This window comes from Telluria sp. GW821-FHT07G12, from assembly GCF_059418525.1.
Map to the genome: position 1 here is coordinate 1551164 of NZ_JBWKQA010000001.1, position 16009 is coordinate 1567172.

The 16009-nt window shown below is 63.2% G+C and carries 15 protein-coding genes; 6 read left to right on the top strand and 9 right to left on the bottom strand.

Going from position 1 to position 16009, the window contains the following annotated elements; all coding sequences use genetic code 11:
- Positions 1-70 precede the first annotated feature (70 nt).
- Genes AC07PE_RS07185 through AC07PE_RS07195 form a run of 3 tightly spaced genes read left to right on the top strand, consistent with a single transcriptional unit; the run spans position 71 to position 1929 of the window.
- Entirely contained in the window at positions 71-265 is a 195-nt protein-coding gene (locus AC07PE_RS07185; RefSeq protein WP_498762705.1) for a zinc-finger domain-containing protein, read from the top strand.
- Positions 266-323: 58 nt separating this feature from the next.
- A complete protein-coding gene (locus AC07PE_RS07190; protein WP_498763009.1) occupies positions 324-1322 on the top strand; it encodes a YheT family hydrolase in 999 nt (332 codons plus the stop codon).
- A 4-nt stretch (positions 1323-1326) separates the two neighbouring features.
- Complete coding sequence (locus AC07PE_RS07195; protein ID WP_498762706.1) at positions 1327-1929, top strand: DUF2946 family protein; 603 nt, start codon at positions 1327-1329, stop codon at positions 1927-1929.
- Positions 1930-1933: 4 nt separating this feature from the next.
- On the opposite strand, the gene AC07PE_RS07200 is transcribed toward AC07PE_RS07195, so the two are convergent.
- Positions 1934-3697 carry a M48 family metalloprotease gene (locus AC07PE_RS07200; RefSeq protein ID WP_498762707.1) on the bottom strand — a complete coding sequence of 588 codons (1764 nt, stop codon included), beginning with the start codon at positions 3695-3697 and terminating at the stop codon, positions 1934-1936.
- A 108-nt stretch (positions 3698-3805) separates the two neighbouring features.
- On the opposite strand from AC07PE_RS07200, the gene moaC reads away from it, so the two are divergent.
- Positions 3806-4303 carry a cyclic pyranopterin monophosphate synthase MoaC gene (gene moaC / locus AC07PE_RS07205; protein ID WP_498762708.1) on the top strand — a complete coding sequence of 166 codons (498 nt, stop codon included), beginning with the start codon at positions 3806-3808 and terminating at the stop codon, positions 4301-4303.
- A 57-nt stretch (positions 4304-4360) separates the two neighbouring features.
- On the opposite strand, the gene AC07PE_RS07210 is transcribed toward moaC, so the two are convergent.
- Positions 4361-5890, bottom strand: a complete 1530-nt coding sequence (locus AC07PE_RS07210; protein WP_498762709.1) for a DUF4214 domain-containing protein — start codon at positions 5888-5890, stop codon at positions 4361-4363.
- 134 nt (positions 5891-6024) lie between these two features.
- Here AC07PE_RS07210 and AC07PE_RS07215 point away from each other — a divergent pair, with 134 nt between their 5' ends.
- The gene (locus AC07PE_RS07215) at positions 6025-8109 is read left to right on the top strand and encodes a S9 family peptidase (protein WP_498762710.1); all 2085 of its coding nucleotides are present in this window, start codon (positions 6025-6027) and stop codon (positions 8107-8109) included.
- Between the two features lie 131 nt (positions 8110-8240).
- On the top strand, positions 8241-8957 hold the full coding sequence (locus AC07PE_RS07220) for a flagellar brake protein (RefSeq protein WP_498762711.1): 717 nt from the start codon (positions 8241-8243) through the stop codon (positions 8955-8957).
- Here the strand turns inward: AC07PE_RS07220 and AC07PE_RS07225 are convergent.
- From AC07PE_RS07225 to recA, 7 genes are all read right to left on the bottom strand, one after another.
- Positions 8954-10417, bottom strand: coding sequence for an O-antigen ligase family protein (locus AC07PE_RS07225; protein WP_498762712.1), 1464 nt, complete (start codon positions 10415-10417; stop codon positions 8954-8956). The two genes, AC07PE_RS07220 and AC07PE_RS07225, sit on opposite strands and share 4 nt — an antisense overlap.
- Positions 10418-10474: 57 nt before the next feature.
- A complete protein-coding gene (locus AC07PE_RS07230) occupies positions 10475-10960 on the bottom strand; it encodes a pilin (RefSeq protein WP_498762713.1) in 486 nt (161 codons plus the stop codon).
- A 301-nt stretch (positions 10961-11261) separates the two neighbouring features.
- A complete protein-coding gene (gene sucD, locus AC07PE_RS07235) occupies positions 11262-12143 on the bottom strand; it encodes a succinate--CoA ligase subunit alpha (protein ID WP_498762714.1) in 882 nt (293 codons plus the stop codon).
- Between the two features lie 17 nt (positions 12144-12160).
- The gene (sucC, locus tag AC07PE_RS07240; RefSeq protein WP_498762715.1) at positions 12161-13330 is read right to left on the bottom strand and encodes an ADP-forming succinate--CoA ligase subunit beta; all 1170 of its coding nucleotides are present in this window, start codon (positions 13328-13330) and stop codon (positions 12161-12163) included.
- 83 nt (positions 13331-13413) lie between these two features.
- Positions 13414-13971, bottom strand: coding sequence for a DUF2889 domain-containing protein (locus AC07PE_RS07245; protein ID WP_498762716.1), 558 nt, complete (start codon positions 13969-13971; stop codon positions 13414-13416).
- A gap of 319 nt (positions 13972-14290) precedes the next feature.
- Positions 14291-14746: a recombination regulator RecX gene (gene recX, locus AC07PE_RS07250; RefSeq protein ID WP_498762717.1), complete on the bottom strand. Its 456-nt coding sequence runs from the start codon at positions 14744-14746 to the stop codon at positions 14291-14293.
- A 20-nt stretch (positions 14747-14766) separates the two neighbouring features.
- Entirely contained in the window at positions 14767-15843 is a 1077-nt protein-coding gene (gene recA, locus AC07PE_RS07255) for a recombinase RecA (protein WP_498762718.1), read from the bottom strand.
- Positions 15844-16009: the final 166 nt, after the last annotated feature.

The following is a 16009-nucleotide window of genomic DNA, read 5'->3' on the forward strand; positions in this document are numbered from 1 at the left end:
TTCCGGCATTCAGTGCGAATCCGTTAAAATCGCCACTTCAACCATTTTGCAACGACGGAGCTAGCCAAACATGAACGAGAAGACCATTCCTGTGATGGAACTGGAAGCCAAGGACCTGCCGGCTTATTGCCCGAACCCGGCCATGCCGCTGTGGTCGTCCCACCCGCGCGTCTTCCTGGATTTCGACCACCACGGCCACGCCAAGTGCCCTTACTGCGGCACCCAGTACGGCCTGAAACCGGGCACCGTGCTGTCGCACCACTAATCCGACCAAGCTGGCCGTGAGCCATTACTGCGCGGATTGCAGCGGACTGTTCAAGGACATGCCCGCTTACCGCGCGCCCTTGTGGCTGCCCGGCGGCGATCTGCAGACGATCTATCCGGCCGTCTGCGTTCGCAAACCCGAGGTCGCGTTCCGGCGCGAGCGCTGGGACACGCCCTGCGGCCAGGATTTCATCGACGTCGATTTCGTCGATGGCGCGCGTCCCGATGCGCCATTCGTGATGCTGTTTCACGGTCTGGAAGGCTCGTCGAACAGCCATTACGCGCGCGGCCTGATGGCGCAGGTAGCGGCCCGCGGCTGGCATGGCGCGATCCCGCACTTCCGCGGTTGCTCCGGCGAAGCCAATCTCGCGCCGCGCTTCTACCACTCGGGCGACGCCGAGGAACTCGACTGGATCATCCGCCGTTTGCGTCCGCGTTTTAACGGTCCCTTCTACGTGGCCGGCGTCTCGCTGGGCGGCAATGCCCTGCTGCGCTGGCTGGGCGAGCAGCAGCATGGCGCCGAGATCGTCGATGCGGCCGTGTCGGTGTCGGCCCCGCTCGACCTCGCGGCCGGCGGCGCAGCCCTGTCGAGCGGCTTCAACCGCCTGTACACGCGCATGTTCCTCGAGACCTTGAAACCCAAGGCCCTGGCCAAGCTGGAGCGCTTTCCCGGCCTGTTCGACCGCGCCGCCCTGCTCGCCTCCCGCGACCTGTACGCCTTCGACAACGTCGTCACCGCGCCGCTGCACGGCTACCGCGACACCGACGACTACTGGCACCGCGCCAGCGCCAAGCACGTGCTGCACGACATCACCGTGCCGACCCTGGTGCTGAACGCGCGCAACGACCCATTTTTACCGGGCAAGCACCTGCCGGACTCGGCCTCGGCCTGCGTCACGCTGGAATACCCGGCCACCGGCGGCCACGTCGGCTTCCCGGTCGGGCCCTTCCCCGGACACATCGACTGGCTGCCGCGCCGCATCCTGCACTTCTTCGACGACAGCGCCGGCAAAGCCCGCATGCGCGCGCCGACGGCTGCCCATCTATGCCAAGCTTGAATCCATGGACGATATCGTAAAACAGGCCATGGCCAAGTGGCCGAACGTGCCCCATTGCTATGGCTGGCTGGCACTCGACGCGCGCGGTATCTGGCGCATGCGCGACGAAGCAGCCCAGCGCGCCGACGCCCCCGGCGACAAGCTGACCAACACCGCCCTGGTCGGCTTCATCAACCGCAATTACGCGCGCGACGAACGCGGCTGCTGGTATTTCCAGAACGGCCCGCAGCGCGTGTATGTGAATCTCGAAGCGACACCCTTCATCGCCCGCACCGATCCGGCACTCGGCTTCGTACTGCACACGGGCGAGGCCATAGCGGCGCCGGAACAGGCCTTCATGCTGGAAGCCGGCAGCATTCTCCTGCGTGCGGGAGACAAGCTGGCGCAGCTGGACGATCGCGACGTGGCCCAGTTGCTGCAGGCGATGGAAGTGGATGGCCGCCCTGTGACGGACGAGGGCTTGCTGGCCTGGCTGGAAGGCGGATCGGGCCGTCTGGCCCTGCGCTGGCAGGGCCGCGAGATCGCCGTGGATCGCCTGGCGGCGAACGAGGCGCCGCAACGTTTCGGTTTCGTGCAGCGGCCCGATCTGTTAGTGGACCAGAAATAAGCTTTTACTGGCTGCGCTTCAGGCGCTTGTCGAAGGAGTCGAAGGTATCGAAGCCCGAACGGGCGTCGCTGCCGAAACCCGGCGCCGTGCCAAGGCGGGAATTCGGCAGGGTCTCGCTGCTGGACTCGACTTTGAACTTCGCGCCGCCATTCGCGCCGGCCGTCCAGTTGTCGCCCCTGTCCTTCTTCTCCTGCTTCTCGTCCTTCTGGCGCTGCTGCAGCTCGCGTTCGCGGGCGTCGATCACGGCCTGGTCGTAGAAGGACACGTCCTGGGCCTTGCGCGCCAGGTTCAGCTGGTCGACCGCAGCCGGCACCGCGCCGCTCAAGACATAGGATTCGGCCAGCGCCATGTGCTGCAGCGCGATCTTGCCCTGCGCCGCATAAGTCTTGGCCAGCTGGTCGTAGAGCTTGGGCTCCTCGCGGTACTGCTGGACCTGCTCGCGCAGGAAGGTAGCGGCCTGGTCCAGCTTGCCGGACGCGATCATCGCATCGGCGTACTGGCGCGCCAGCATGCGCGACAGCGGGAATTTCTGGTGCGCCTGGCTTGCCTCCTGCTCGGCCTGCGCCAGCACTTCCGGCGGCTGGCCCGGGGCCAGCTTGATCTCGACGCCGAGGCTGGCGAACATGGCCGAGCCATCGGAGCCGGTGCGCTCGGCCGACAGCACGCCGGGCTTCGGCTTCATCGAGCCCCTGGCCTTGTCGAGCCAGGTCTGCGCCGTCTTCAGATCGCCCTGCTTGAGCGCGAGGAAGGACAGGCCGTACATGGCGGCGGTCTGCTGCTGGGTGTTGTCCTGCTTCAGCTGGGTCTCGAAGGCCGACTTGGTTTCCTCGCGCCCCTTGGCGCTCGGATCCTGCAGCACGCGGGCGCGTGAACGCACCAGGTGGAATTCGATCGAATCCGGCTTGATGTGCCCGGGCTTGGGCGCCTCGCGGATGCGCGACTGGATGTCGGCGATGCGCTCGCCGGTGAGCGGGTGGCTGGACAGCCAGGCCGGCGCCTCGCCGTACAGGCGGGTCGTGCCCTGCAGGCGCTTGAAGAAGGACACCATGCCGGAGGTGTCGTAGCCGGCCGCGCGCATGGTCTGGAAGCCGACGCGGTCGGCCTCGCGCTCGGCGTCGCGGCTGAAATTCAGCTGGCGCTGGATGGCCAGGCCCTGCCCGCCCATCACCACGCCCATCGCCGCATCGGCGCCGCCGCCGGCTTTGCCGACCAGCGCCGCCAGGATCAGCGCCGCCAGCGGCAGCAGCGCATCCTGCTTCTGCTGCCCCAGCATGCGCGCGATGTGGCGCTGCTGCACGTGGCCGATCTCGTGCGAGAGCACCGAGGCCAGCTCGGATTCGTTCTGCGCCGCGATCAGCAGCTGCGAGTGCACGCCGATGAAGCCGCCCGGCAGCGCGAACGCGTTGATCATCGGATCGCGCACGGCGAAGAAGAAGAAATCGGCATTGGTCTCGCCGCGCGCACCCGGCGCGAAGGAGACGAGGTTCTCGCCGAAGTTGTTCAGGTACTCGATGATGGCGTCGTCGTCGAGGTAGTCGCGGTCGCGCCGGACGTCGCTCATGATCTCCTCGCCGAGCTTGCGCTCGATGACGGGAGACAGGTCGGCGCGCGCGGCATCGCCCAGCGTCGGCAAGCCGGTGTCGGGCGCGCGCAGCACGGGCGTGGTCGGCGCCGCCAGAGCGAGCGTGGCAGAGGCTGCCAGGAAGGCGCCCGTGAGCAGAGAGCGCCAGTGCTGGCGGCGATTTCCGGGTGGTGAAAGCTTCAACATCGCTGGATTTGGGTTCGATTTCACGGTGCTATGATACGCGCTTCCGGCATCTTGTCACGGTTGGGCTGCCGGCCGCTTAACTTTCCCTTAATACAAGATTACAACAATATGTCGACTCAGGATTCGCCGCTGACCCACTTCGACGCCACCGGCCAGGCCCACATGGTCGACGTCGGCGCCAAGGCAGAAACCCACCGCATCGCCGTGGCCGCCGGCACGATCCGCATGAAGCCGGAGACCCTGGCGCTGATCCAGTCGGGGTCTGCCAAGAAGGGGGATGTGCTGGGGATTGCGCGGATTGCCGCGATCATGGGGGCGAAGCGGACTAGCGATCTGGTGCCTTTGTGCCATCCGCTGCCGATCACGCGGGTTGCCGTCGATTTCGAGGTCGATGCGGGGGCGAATTCCGTGCACTGCCGGGCGCAGGTCGAGACCGTCGGCAAGACCGGGGTCGAGATGGAAGCGCTGACTGCCGTGCAGGTTGGCTTGCTGACGATTTACGACATGTGCAAGGCGGCGGACCGGGGGATGGTGATGACCAATGTGCGGGTGCTGGAAAAGCATGGCGGCAAGTCGGGCGACTGGACGGCTGACGTCGATAAGTGACAGCTCTTCTGCAAATGCCCGACGACTGAGCGCCTTCGATCGCCGTCCCGGCCGGTATCAGCCGTGGTTCACCGGCGTGAACACGAAGCCATTGCCGATCACGCCGATCAAGGCCGCCTGGTTCTCCGGACTCTCGCTGATCTGCCCCAGCACATAACCGACGCTCGCCACTTTGCGGTCGAGGATGCCGGTCCAGAAATCCAGTCCGCCGGCGTCGGGATCGCGGTGCAGGATGTTGTGATAGAACTGCGTCACCAGGTCCCGGTTCGACAGGCCGACGCTGTAGGCTTCATGGAATTCCTTCGAATCGACGAAGCCTTCGGCGACGCTGGTGAGGCTCGCGTCATGGTCCAGCACGTCGATCCAGTATCCCAGCCCGCCCAGGTCGGGGGTACGGCTGAACGCAGCCTGGTAAAGCCGGTAAGCCTGGCCGCCGTGGCCGTCGACGTCCAGCGCGATCGTCTGGTCGGCAAAGGCGACCCGCTCGAGGCCCTGGACATTGATCACGTTGCCGCTCTTGTCCGTGAGCGTATAAAAGCGGAAGGCCTGGTATCTCGGATCCGGCGCCTCGGCAACAAAACCGGCAACGGTGTAGCCGGTGCGCGCGAGCGGCAGCCTGAGCATGTCGATGCCCTTGCCGCCGTCGACCCGGTAAGCCCCTTCGCCGAGGATGATCGTGTCGTTACCGTCCCACGTCGTGATACTGACGTTGCCGCCACCGCCCCGCACCGACACCTGATCGTCTCCCGCGCCGCTCCCTACCAGGAAGGTGCTGTCCAGGCGGCCGGGCAGATCGATGTCGAAGACGTCGTTGCCGCCGTACTGGAAACTGCTCAGTACGCTGGGCAGGCCGCCGATTTCCAGGAAGTTCATTTCCTGGGATGGCCCCTTGATGGAAAAGAAGCTGCCGTCCACATAGTCTTCCCTGTAGCTATTCAGGAAACCCGAGACCGCGTTGGCTGTCGCGCCGTCGCCGATGTGCGATACGTCCAGCACCGTCAAGTTGCCGTCGGCAACCGCCGACTTGAGGAACTTGTCGCCGGTCGCCTCGATGTGGGACAGGCCACCGACAGGCACGCCCGAGCTCGGCACAGCCAACTTGCCCCGGGCGGTGAGCGCGAGATTGCCGAATACCGGATCGTAAGCGGCGTTGTCGGGCGACAGCAGCGTGGCGAAGTTCAGCGTGTTGTAGACCGAGGCCTTGGCCGACGGACTCAGGATCAGCGTGTTGCCTGCCGCTGAAGACAGGAGCTTGTAGTCGTAGTTCAGGACACCGTCGCCGGAGACCCGCATTGCGCCCGGCTTGTAGTAGTCGTAGGCGCCCGCGGTGGCGCTGCCCTGGGTGGCGGTGGGATCGGCCATGGCGATATTCAGATACGTCTCGACGGCGCCATCCGTCTCGTCCATGTGCAGGAGGCCGTTGAAGAAGGTGGCCGAGGAGACCGGCGCCCTGGCCGCATTGTGGCTCAGCTCCTTCAGCCCCGTATAGAGGCCGTTGAAGATCGGGTTCTGCACCAGCTTGGCGTTCTGGATCGCCTGCAGCTTGTCGGCGGCATCCTGCGATAGTTTGATGGTGACCGTCGTCATGTCTTGTCCTTGCTGGGCCAGATCTTCAGGATTTTAGACGGATAAATGTTCAACATTCTCACCAATCATTGCGCCCTCCCCTTCATGCTTTCCGCGTGTTAAATTGCTCCCTTTCACTGAAGCACGAGGACAGGATGAATGTACGTACGCTAGCCCTGGCAGCCGCGGTTGCCGCGACCTTCGCCGCTGCCATCCCGATGGCCGCTACCGCCGCACCGCGCGGTTTCACGGTCGAAGACCTGGTCACGATGGAACGCATCGGCACCCCAGCGGTCTCGCCGGACGGCAGCCGCGTCGTCTACACGGTGCGCGGCACCGACATGGCGAAGAACAAGGGCCACACCGACCTCTGGCTGATCGACCTGCGCGCCGCCAACGCCAAGCCGCAGCGCCTGACCTCGGACGCCGCCAGCAGCACCGATCCGGAATGGTCGGCCAGCGGTGACGCCATCTATTACCTGTCCGCCCGCTCGGGATCGTCGCAAGTCTGGCGTGTGCCGGCCAATGGCGGCGCGCAGTCAGCTGAACCTGTGCAGGTGACCAACATGCCGGTCGACGTCGACGCCTACCGCGTCTCACCGGCTGGCGACCGCATCGCGATCAGCATGTCGGTGTTCCGCGATTGCCCGGACCTCGCCTGCACCAAGGCCAAGGCCGACGCGAAAGAGAAGGACAAGGCCACCGGCCAGGTCTACGATCGCCTGTTCGTGCGCCACTGGGACACCTGGGCCGACGGCCGCAACGCCGTGCTCTACTCGGTGCCGATGGATGCCAATGGCCGCGTGAGCGCCGCCCCTGTCAGCTTGTCCGGCTCGCTGGACGGCGACGTCCCATCGAAACCCTTCGGCGACCGCGAGGAATTCAGCTTCAGCCCGGACGGCAAGACCGTCGTGTTCTCGGTGCGCATCGCCGGCAAGAGCGAAGCCTGGTCGACCAACTTCGACCTGTATTCGGTACCGGCCACGGGCGGCACGCCGCGCAATCTGACCGCGGCGAATCCCGCCTGGGACACCAAGGGCGTGTTCTCGCCGGACGGCAGCACCCTCGCCTACCTGTCGATGACGCGTCCGGGCTTCGAGGCCGACCGCTACCACATCGTCCTGCTCGATCTCGCCACCGGCAAGAAACGCAACATCGCCGAGAGCTGGGACCGCTCGCCGGGCAGCATCCAGTGGACCCGCGACGGCAAGACGCTGATCGCCGACGCCGAGGACATCGGCCAGCACAAGCTGTTCGCCATCGACGCCGCCAGCGGCAAGGTCACGGCGCTGACCAACAAGGGCTCGATCGGCGGCTTCGACGTGCGCGGCGACACGGTCGCCTTCACCCAGGCCAGCCTGGCCTCGAGCGCCCAGCTGTACGCAATGAAGCTCGGCACCAGCAATCCGGTCAAGCTGACCGACGTGAACACCGACAAATTGGGCGAGGTGCGCTTTGGCGAGTACGAGCAGTTCTCGTTCAAGGGCGCGAACGGCGACACCGTCTATGGCCACGTGATGAAGCCATGGAACTATGAGCCGGGCAAGAAATACCCGGTCGCCTTCCTGGTGCACGGCGGTCCGCAGGGCAGCTTCGGCAATGGCTGGAGCTATCGCTGGAATCCGCAGGTGTACGCCGGCGCCGGCTATGCCACCGTGTTCATCGACTTCCACGGCTCCACCGGCTACGGCCAGAAATTCACCGACGCCATCAGCGGCGACTGGGGCGGCAAGCCGCTCGAGGACCTCAAGAAAGGCATCGCCGCGGCGGTCGCGAAATACCCGTGGCTGGACCGCTCGAAGGCCTGCGCGCTGGGCGCGTCCTACGGTGGCTACATGATGAACTGGATCGAGGGTAACTGGTCGGACGGCTTCAAGTGCATCGTCAACCACGACGGCGTATTCGACACCCGCGGCATGGCCTACTCGACCGAGGAACAGTGGTTCACCGACTGGGAAAACGGCGGCCCCTACTTCTCGGTGCCGGAAAAGCACGAGCGCTTCAACCCGGTCCTGCAAGTGAACAAGTGGAAGACGCCGATGCTGGTTGTCCAGGGAGATAAAGACTTCCGCATCCCGACTGCCCAGGGCCTGTCGACCTTCACGGCCCTGCAGCGCCGCGGCATCGAGAGCAAACTGCTGGTGTTCCCGGACGAGAACCACTGGGTGCTCAAGCCGGCGAACTCGGTGCTGTGGCATCACACCGTGATCGGCTGGCTGGACCAGCACATCAAGCCCTGAGTTGAGCTGTTTGAGCCTTGATGGGAGTGCCCGCCATGTGCGGGCATTTTTTCGCACCCATTGCGCATATAAATTGCTCCAGTGATATCATCTTGGGTTGCCAATTTGCAAGTTAAACCACAGGAAACAAGATGAGCAGTATGCAAACGGAAAGGGAACTCGCGCAAAAGGAATTTGAGTTCGAGTCGATGAACCTGCAGGTCGGCGTCCGTCTGCAATTCATCACCTACCGGCGCATCAAGCCAGTGCAGTATTTTTCGACGCTCATCGGCTACGTCAAGGACGAGTACATGATCGTCAAGGTTCCGATGGAAAACGGCACGCCGGTCGGGCTGGTGGAAGGGGAGCGCATCACTATCCGCGTCTTCTCCGGCATGAACGTATGCTCCTTCGCCTGTACGGTCCAGCGCGTCTTCGACCGGCCCCTGCTCTACGTCCACCTGTCCTTCCCCGATACCATCCAGGGCACCAGCCTGCGCGCGGCGATGCGGGTCAAGGTCGACATTCCGGCCCAGGTCCTGCCGCCGCAGACGGATGGCCGGGCGGTCAACTGCGCGCTCACCAACGTCAGCGTAAGCGGCGCGCGCATCGAGTCGGCCTCCAGCCTGCCGGAACACGGCGGCGAGATCACGCTGGAATTCGGCTTGCCCTCGCCGCTCGGCGACGGCGAAATGCGGGTGCGGACACAGGCGGCAGTGCGCAACGTCAACTCGCTGCGCAAGGAGGCCGACGGCAGCGAACTGTTCGCCTACGGCGTCCAGTTCTTGGAGCTCGACCCGGTCCACCACACGATGCTGCAGAACCTGACCTACGAGGTGCTGCTGGCGGACCGGCAGAACATCGTCTAGAAGTAGCCGGCTTCCCAGATGCGCGGCCAGTGCGTGCCGGGATTGACCGCCTTCTCCGCCGGCGTCAATTCGGCATGGCTGGCATGCGCGACCACACTCGGAGCGACCGCATAGGCGAGTCCGCATAGCGCGACAATAGCCAGGCCCGAACTCAGCCAGCGCAGCGGCATGCCTGCGCTTGGCGCAGCCCCCTGATCCAGCGACCTCACCCAGCCGGCGGCGCAGCCGAGATACAGCACGATTGCCATCTGGCTCTGCGGCATGACGATCACGCCGGAGAACAGGCCGTCCACCAGGATCGCGACGCCCGTCGCCAGCATGACGGCCAGCGTTTGCTGCGCGGACAGGTCGGCCTGCGCGATCCGGCTACCGCTGCGGATCAGCGACCGCATGCCGATACCGATCGCGGCCAACAGGCACAGCAAGGCAGGCAGGCCCCACTCGGCGCCGATCTGCATGATGAAATTGTGCGGGTGCGCGCCCCAGCTCAGCGTGGCGCCTTCGTGGGCGAAGTGCTGTGGGCCGACACCCAGCCAAGGGTGGGCGGCGATCAGCTCGAGAGACAGCTGCCAGAGCAGGTTGCGGCGCGAGGTCGGATCGGCAGCCGTGCGCTGCATGACGTCCGTGGCCGAACTGAAGGCTTGCAATCCGGCGAGCATGGGCAGCAACATGAACACAATCACATACACGGCGACACCGGCCAGTGCGGTCAGCGCCATCGCCTTCAGGAAACTGCGGGCATCGCCACGGCGCACTACGAATGCGAACACGCAACCGGCGCCCAGCCCGAGTACGCTTGCCCGCGCCTGGGTGACGAACAGTAAAGCCCACCAGCATGCAGCGAGCGCAAACGACGACCGCTGCCAGAAGCTGCCTTTCTGCGCCTGCGTAGAGAGCAGGATGGCCAGCGGCAGCAGGACGGTCTGAACGTGATTGAAGAACCGGACATTGCTGAAGCCAACGGTCAGGTCATACGGGTGGAGCTGGATGCCACTGGCGAGCGACGCTCCATACCAGACAGCGATACGCAAGGTGTACAGGATGCCGATGACAAGTACCCAGCACAGGACGGTTTGCAAGCCTGCGCTGCCTGCCCGGGCCAGTTCGGCAGCAAGCAACGCTGCAACCAGCGGCAAGAGTAGCAGCATCGACCATTCATAGAGTGCGTGACGCGGTGAATATGCGGCCATTGTCGAGACAGCGCCGAAGATGAAAAGTGCGCTGAGACAGTATTGGGCGGGCCGACCGATCCAGGCGAGCTGGTCAGCGATGCCTGTTCGTACCAGCATGAGGGGAGTCAGCAAGGCCAGCAGCACGAGCTCGACGCAACGCTGGTCGTCGTGGCCGGAGGACCACATGAAGCCCACCGCCATGGCGGCAATGACGAACAGGGTGGCCGATTTACCACGTAGGTCCGCTTGGAGCGAGGCGCGTTGAACCGGATGTGCTGAGCTGGACATATGGACCTCGGAAAAAGAAAAAGCCGCCCTGGGGCGGCTTTGCTACGCTACGGTAGATTAGGTACCGGAACCGACGCTGTTCTTGGTCAGGGTCTGGGATGCGGTGCTGTTGGTCGAGGTGGTGGTGACACGCCAGGTGATGGTGGTCTGGTCTGCGACAGCAGACGGGGTCATCGTGAAAGCGGTACCGTCAACACCACTACCAATGCCGGTCGAAGCGAAGTTTGCAGTGATCGCGCCGTTGGTAACCGATGCGCTAGCCAGTTCTTTGGTTGCGGTGAAAACCGGGATGCTGGTCACTGCACCCGATGCCGTAGTGGTGCAACCGGTTGCCGAGCCGCCGTTTTCCTGGATGCAGTTAGCCACTGCGGTCTGCAGCGAAGCAACAGAGCTCAAAGCCGCGCCAACTTTGGCCTTGATGGTGTAGTTCGAGTAAGCCGGGATAGCAACAGCTGCCAGGATACCGATGATGGCAACAACGATCATCAGTTCGATCAGGGTGAAGCCGGCTTCGGCTTTCTTCATCATTTTCGGTGCTTTCATGGTCTTTCTCCAGTTTTGGTACTACGTTTAAAGGGTCACTGCTTGTCCGGGTGCTGCTTGCTTCTGCCCTTTACTATATGCAACCGCCGTGCCAGGTCGTTTCCATGCGGAATCGTTAGCACGGTGATATCAAAACCCCATGCCAGCGCCAATTTTTGTCAGTTTTACCCTTGCCGTATGACAATTTTTGTCAGCCCGGTATGTCAAAAATTGTCCATCTGCCGAAAATTGTCGCCATGCCGGCAAAAAAACGGGGAGCCGAAGCTCCCCATTTGCATTACTACTATCTAGAACAGATCGATTACAGCATGGCCTTCAGCAGGCGAGCCATTTCCGACGGGTTCTTGGTTACCTTGATACCGCAGGCTTCCATGATTTCCAGCTTGGCTTGCGCGGTGTCGGCGCCGCCCGAGATCAGCGCGCCGGCGTGGCCCATGCGCTTGCCCGGAGGGGCGGTGACGCCAGCGATGAAGCCGACGACCGGCTTCTTCATGTTGTCCTTGATCCAGTGAGCAGCGTTCGCCTCGTCCGGGCCGCCGATCTCGCCGATCATGATGACTGCGTCGGTTTCCGGATCGTCGTTGAACATGCGCATCACGTCGATGTGCTTCAGACCGTTGATCGGGTCGCCGCCGATGCCGACTGCCGACGATTGGCCCAGGCCCAGTGCGGTCAGCTGGCCGACTGCTTCATAGGTCAGGGTGCCCGAACGCGACACGACGCCGATACGGCCCTTCTTGTGGATGTGACCCGGCATGATGCCGATCTTGATCTCGTCCGGGGTGATCAGGCCCGGGCAGTTTGGGCCCAGCAGCAGGGTCTTCGAACCGGCCTTGGCCATGCGGTCCTTGACTTCCATCATGTCACGGACCGGGATGCCTTCGGTGATGCAGATTGCCAGATCCAGCTCGGCTTCGACGGCTTCCCAGATCGCGGCGGCGGCGCCTGCCGGCGGCACGTAGATCACGGACACGGTCGCGCCGGTGTTCTGCTTGGCTTCCTTGACGCTTGCGAAAATCGGGATACCTTCGAAGTCTTCACCAGCTTTCTTCGGGTTCACACCGGCGACGAAGGCTTCACGGCCGTTCGCGTAATCGCGGCACATGCGGGTGTGGAACTGGCCGGTCTTGCCGGTGATACCTTGGGTGATGACTTTGGTGTCTTTGTTAATCAGAATCGACATGTTATTTCCTTTGCGAATTAGGCTTGGCCAGCAGCTGCGGCGACGACCGACTTCGCTGCGTCTTCCATCGTGTCTGCGGCGATGATCGGCAGACCGGAGTCGGCCAGCATCTTCTTGCCCAGGTCTTCGTTGGTGCCCTTCATGCGGACGACCAGCGGCACCTTCAGCGAGACGGCTTTCGATGCGGTGATCACGCCTTCGGCGATCACGTCGCAGCGCATGATGCCGCCGAAGATGTTGACCAGGATGGCTTTCAGGCCCGGGTTCTTCAGCATGATCTTGAATGCTTCGGTGACCTTCTCGGCAGTTGCGCCGCCGCCCACGTCCAGGAAGTTGGCCGGCTCGCCGCCGAACAGCTTGATGGTGTCCATGGTGGCCATGGCCAGACCGGCGCCGTTCACCAGGCAGCCGATGTTGCCGTCCAGGGAGATGTAAGCCAGGTCGAACTTCGATGCTTCGACTTCAGCCGGATCTTCTTCGTCCAGGTCGCGGTAGGCGACGATTTCCGGATGACGGAACAGGGCGTTCGGGTCGAAGTTGAACTTGGCGTCCAGGGCGATGACTTTGCCGTCGCCGGTCACGATCAGCGGGTTGATCTCGGCCAGCGAGCAGTCGGTTTCCCAGTAGGCTTTGTACAGGCCTTGCAGGTTGGCGCGGGCAGCGGCGATCGAGCCTTCCGGGATGCCGATCTTGCGGGCGACGTCGTCAGCCTGCGCGTCGGTCAGGCCGACCGACGGCTCGATCACGACGTTGTGGATCTTTTCCGGATTGCTGTGCGCGACTTCTTCGATGTCCATGCCGCCTTCCGACGAGGCCATCAGCACGATCTTCTGGGTGACGCGGTCGGTGACCAGCGAGACGTACAGTTCCTGCTTGATGTCGGCGCCTTCTTCGATCAGCAGGCGGCGGACTTTCTGGCCTTCCGGGCCGGTCTGGTGGGTGACCAGCTGCATGCCCATGATCTGGTTCGCGTACTCGCGCACCTGGTCGATCGACTTGGCAACTTTCACGCCGCCGCCCTTGCCGCGGCCGCCAGCATGGATCTGCGCCTTGACTACCCAGACCGGGCCGCCCAGCTCTTCAGCTGCCTTGACGGCTTCGTCCACCGACATGCACGGAATGCCGCGCGGAACGGTCACTCCGAACTTTCGGAGGATCTCTTTGCCCTGATACTCATGGATTTTCATGCTGGCTTCCCTTCTTATGTTACTGATTTAGAAATACGGTTGAACAAATAAATCTACACGGATCGAATTTTACTGCGCGAATACTACCCCGATACCACCTTCAAGGCCCAGCGCGGGTAGTACTTGGCGACGGCGGGGCCGTCGGTGCGCAGCGCATGGCAGCGGTCGAGTTCATATGGACGCTCGGCAGCTTGCGCAGCCGCGCGGTTTTCCATGGCGTCGTCGGCAAAGGCCTGGACTGCCGCGGTGGGCAGGACCTGTGCCAGCTCGGTCAAATGGGTGCATCCGAGGACGCCCGACAGGCGGTCCTTCAGGTGCAGCCGGAAATGTTTCATCAGCGACAAGCCGATGAGTTTCTTGTAAGCGGGTGCGATGGTGTCGCAATAACCGGGATAGGGTACGGCATCTGACGAAGCTTCGGCGTCCGTGATGACCATGTCGCGGTCGATGGTCACGCGCAGCTTGAGGTCGTGCACAGGCAGGCCGCCCGGGCGATGGCCGGAAGGCAGTTCGATATCGTGGGTCTTGATGTCGCGGATGCAGGCGTCGAGGTCCCACAGCCCATCGTCGCGCGCGTACGCTTCGACGGTAATGGCGCGCGTGTGCCTTAGCTTACGCGGAGCGGGGGATGACAGGGGCATAAACACCAATGCCGGAATGCGGCGAAAAAAGTATGCAGCCGTTGTGCCTGATGCACGTTGCCGCAGCTTCTACGGCAACAACCGCTCTTGCGGCGCTGCTTAAACCATGAAAGTTTAGCACAGGGCGGTGGCGGATGCACCCGGCTGCCATTTTTGTAGGCAGTTTTACAAGGAAGATAAGGGGAATTGTTGCAATCCAAGCGCACAGCGTCATTCCGCCGTTGAGGAGGTGTGCCGGTCGGCGGCACATCGGCGGATGACGCTGTGCGCTTGGGCCTCAGCGATGAAGCGATCTATTGAAACGGCGGCGCGTGCGCGACTATTCGTCGTCGTCCTCGTCCCGTCCCTGCATTGCGCTGCGGATCGCGCCCTGCGAAAAACCACGCGCCATGAGGAAGCGCATTTGTTTACTACGTTCTTCGGCGTCCTGCGGGACCCGGTCGAACTTGCGGCGCCATACTTCGCGGGCGCGGGCAACTTCGGTTTCCTTCAGGCCGGACTTGAGCTCGTCAAGATCCTCGCCCTTCACCCCATGCTGCTGGAGCTCGGCCAGCACGCGGCTGTTGCCGTAGCGGCCGGCACGGCGGTGCACCAGGGATTCGGCGAACCGTTCCTGCGACAGCCAGTTGTTCTTTTCAAGGAAATCGAGGAGGGCTTCGACATCGTCACCCTCCTCGGCATAGCGCGACAGCTTGCGCCCCAGCTCGAGCCGGCTGTGCTCGCGCATTGACAGATACTTCAATGCGCGAGCTTTCAAGCTCAGTACTTGCCTCACTGGAGCGTCGGCAAAGAGGATTACTCTTCGTCGACAGCGGCAGCCGCGGCCGGCGCTTCACCGGCAGCGACCGGCGCCAGTTCGCGCACGCCCAGGGCAGCGCGGACCTTGTTTTCGATCTCGCGTGCCAGGGCCGGGCGGTCTTTCAGGAACTGACGTGCATTGTCCTTGCCCTGACCGATACGCTCGCCGCCGTAGCTGTACCACGAACCCGACTTCTCGACGATCTTGTTGTCCACGCCCAGGTCGATGATCTCGCCTTCGCGGGAAGTGCCTTCGCCATACAGGATGTCGAAGTGGGCTTCCTTGAACGGCGGCGCGATCTTGTTCTTGACGACCTTGACCTTGGTTTCGTTACCAATCACCTCGTCGCCGGACTTGATCGAACCGGTACGGCGGATGTCCATGCGCACGGAGGCGTAGAACTTCAGCGCGTTACCGCCGGTCGTGGTTTCCGGGCTGCCGAACATGACGCCGATCTTCATACGGATCTGGTTAATGAAGATCACCAGGGTGTTCGTACGGTTGATCGAGCCGGTCAGCTTGCGCAGTGCCTGCGACATCAGACGGGCTTGCAGGCCCGGCAGGGAGTCGCCCATGTCGCCTTCGATCTCGGCGCGCGGCGTCAGTGCCGCCACCGAGTCGATGACCACCAGGTCGACGCTGCCCGAGCGCACCAGCGCGTCGGTGATTTCGAGGGCCTGCTCGCCGGTGTCCGGCTGCGAGATCAGCAGCTCGTCCAGCTTGATGCCCAGCTTCTGCGCATAGCCGACGTCCAGCGCGTGCTCGGCGTCGATGAAGGCGCAGGTGCCGCCCAGCTTCTGCATCTGGGCGATGGTTTGCAGGGTCAGCGTGGTTTTACCCGACGATTCCGGGCCGTAGATCTCGACGATACGGCCGCGCGGCAGGCCGCCGACGCCCAGGGCGATGTCCAGGCCCAGCGAGCCGGTGGACACGGTCTGCACTTCCTCGACCGGCGCATTGGCATCCATGCGCATGACCGAGCCCTTGCCGAATTGCTTTTCGATCTGCGCGAGGGCTGCTGCCAGCGCCTTGCCCTTCTCAGCTGCATTTACTGCGGATTTTTTGTCGTCCATAACTTTCTTTCTGTCCTAGAGTGAACCAAGATAAGGGCCGCTCGCGCGTTTTCAATAGGAAGTACTGTATAAAATCCCAGTGGTTTTGGCAAGCGATATTTACTGATGTTTGAGGTAATCGACACGTTGCGAAAGATCACACACAATATGCAAGTAAGCTGGGTCC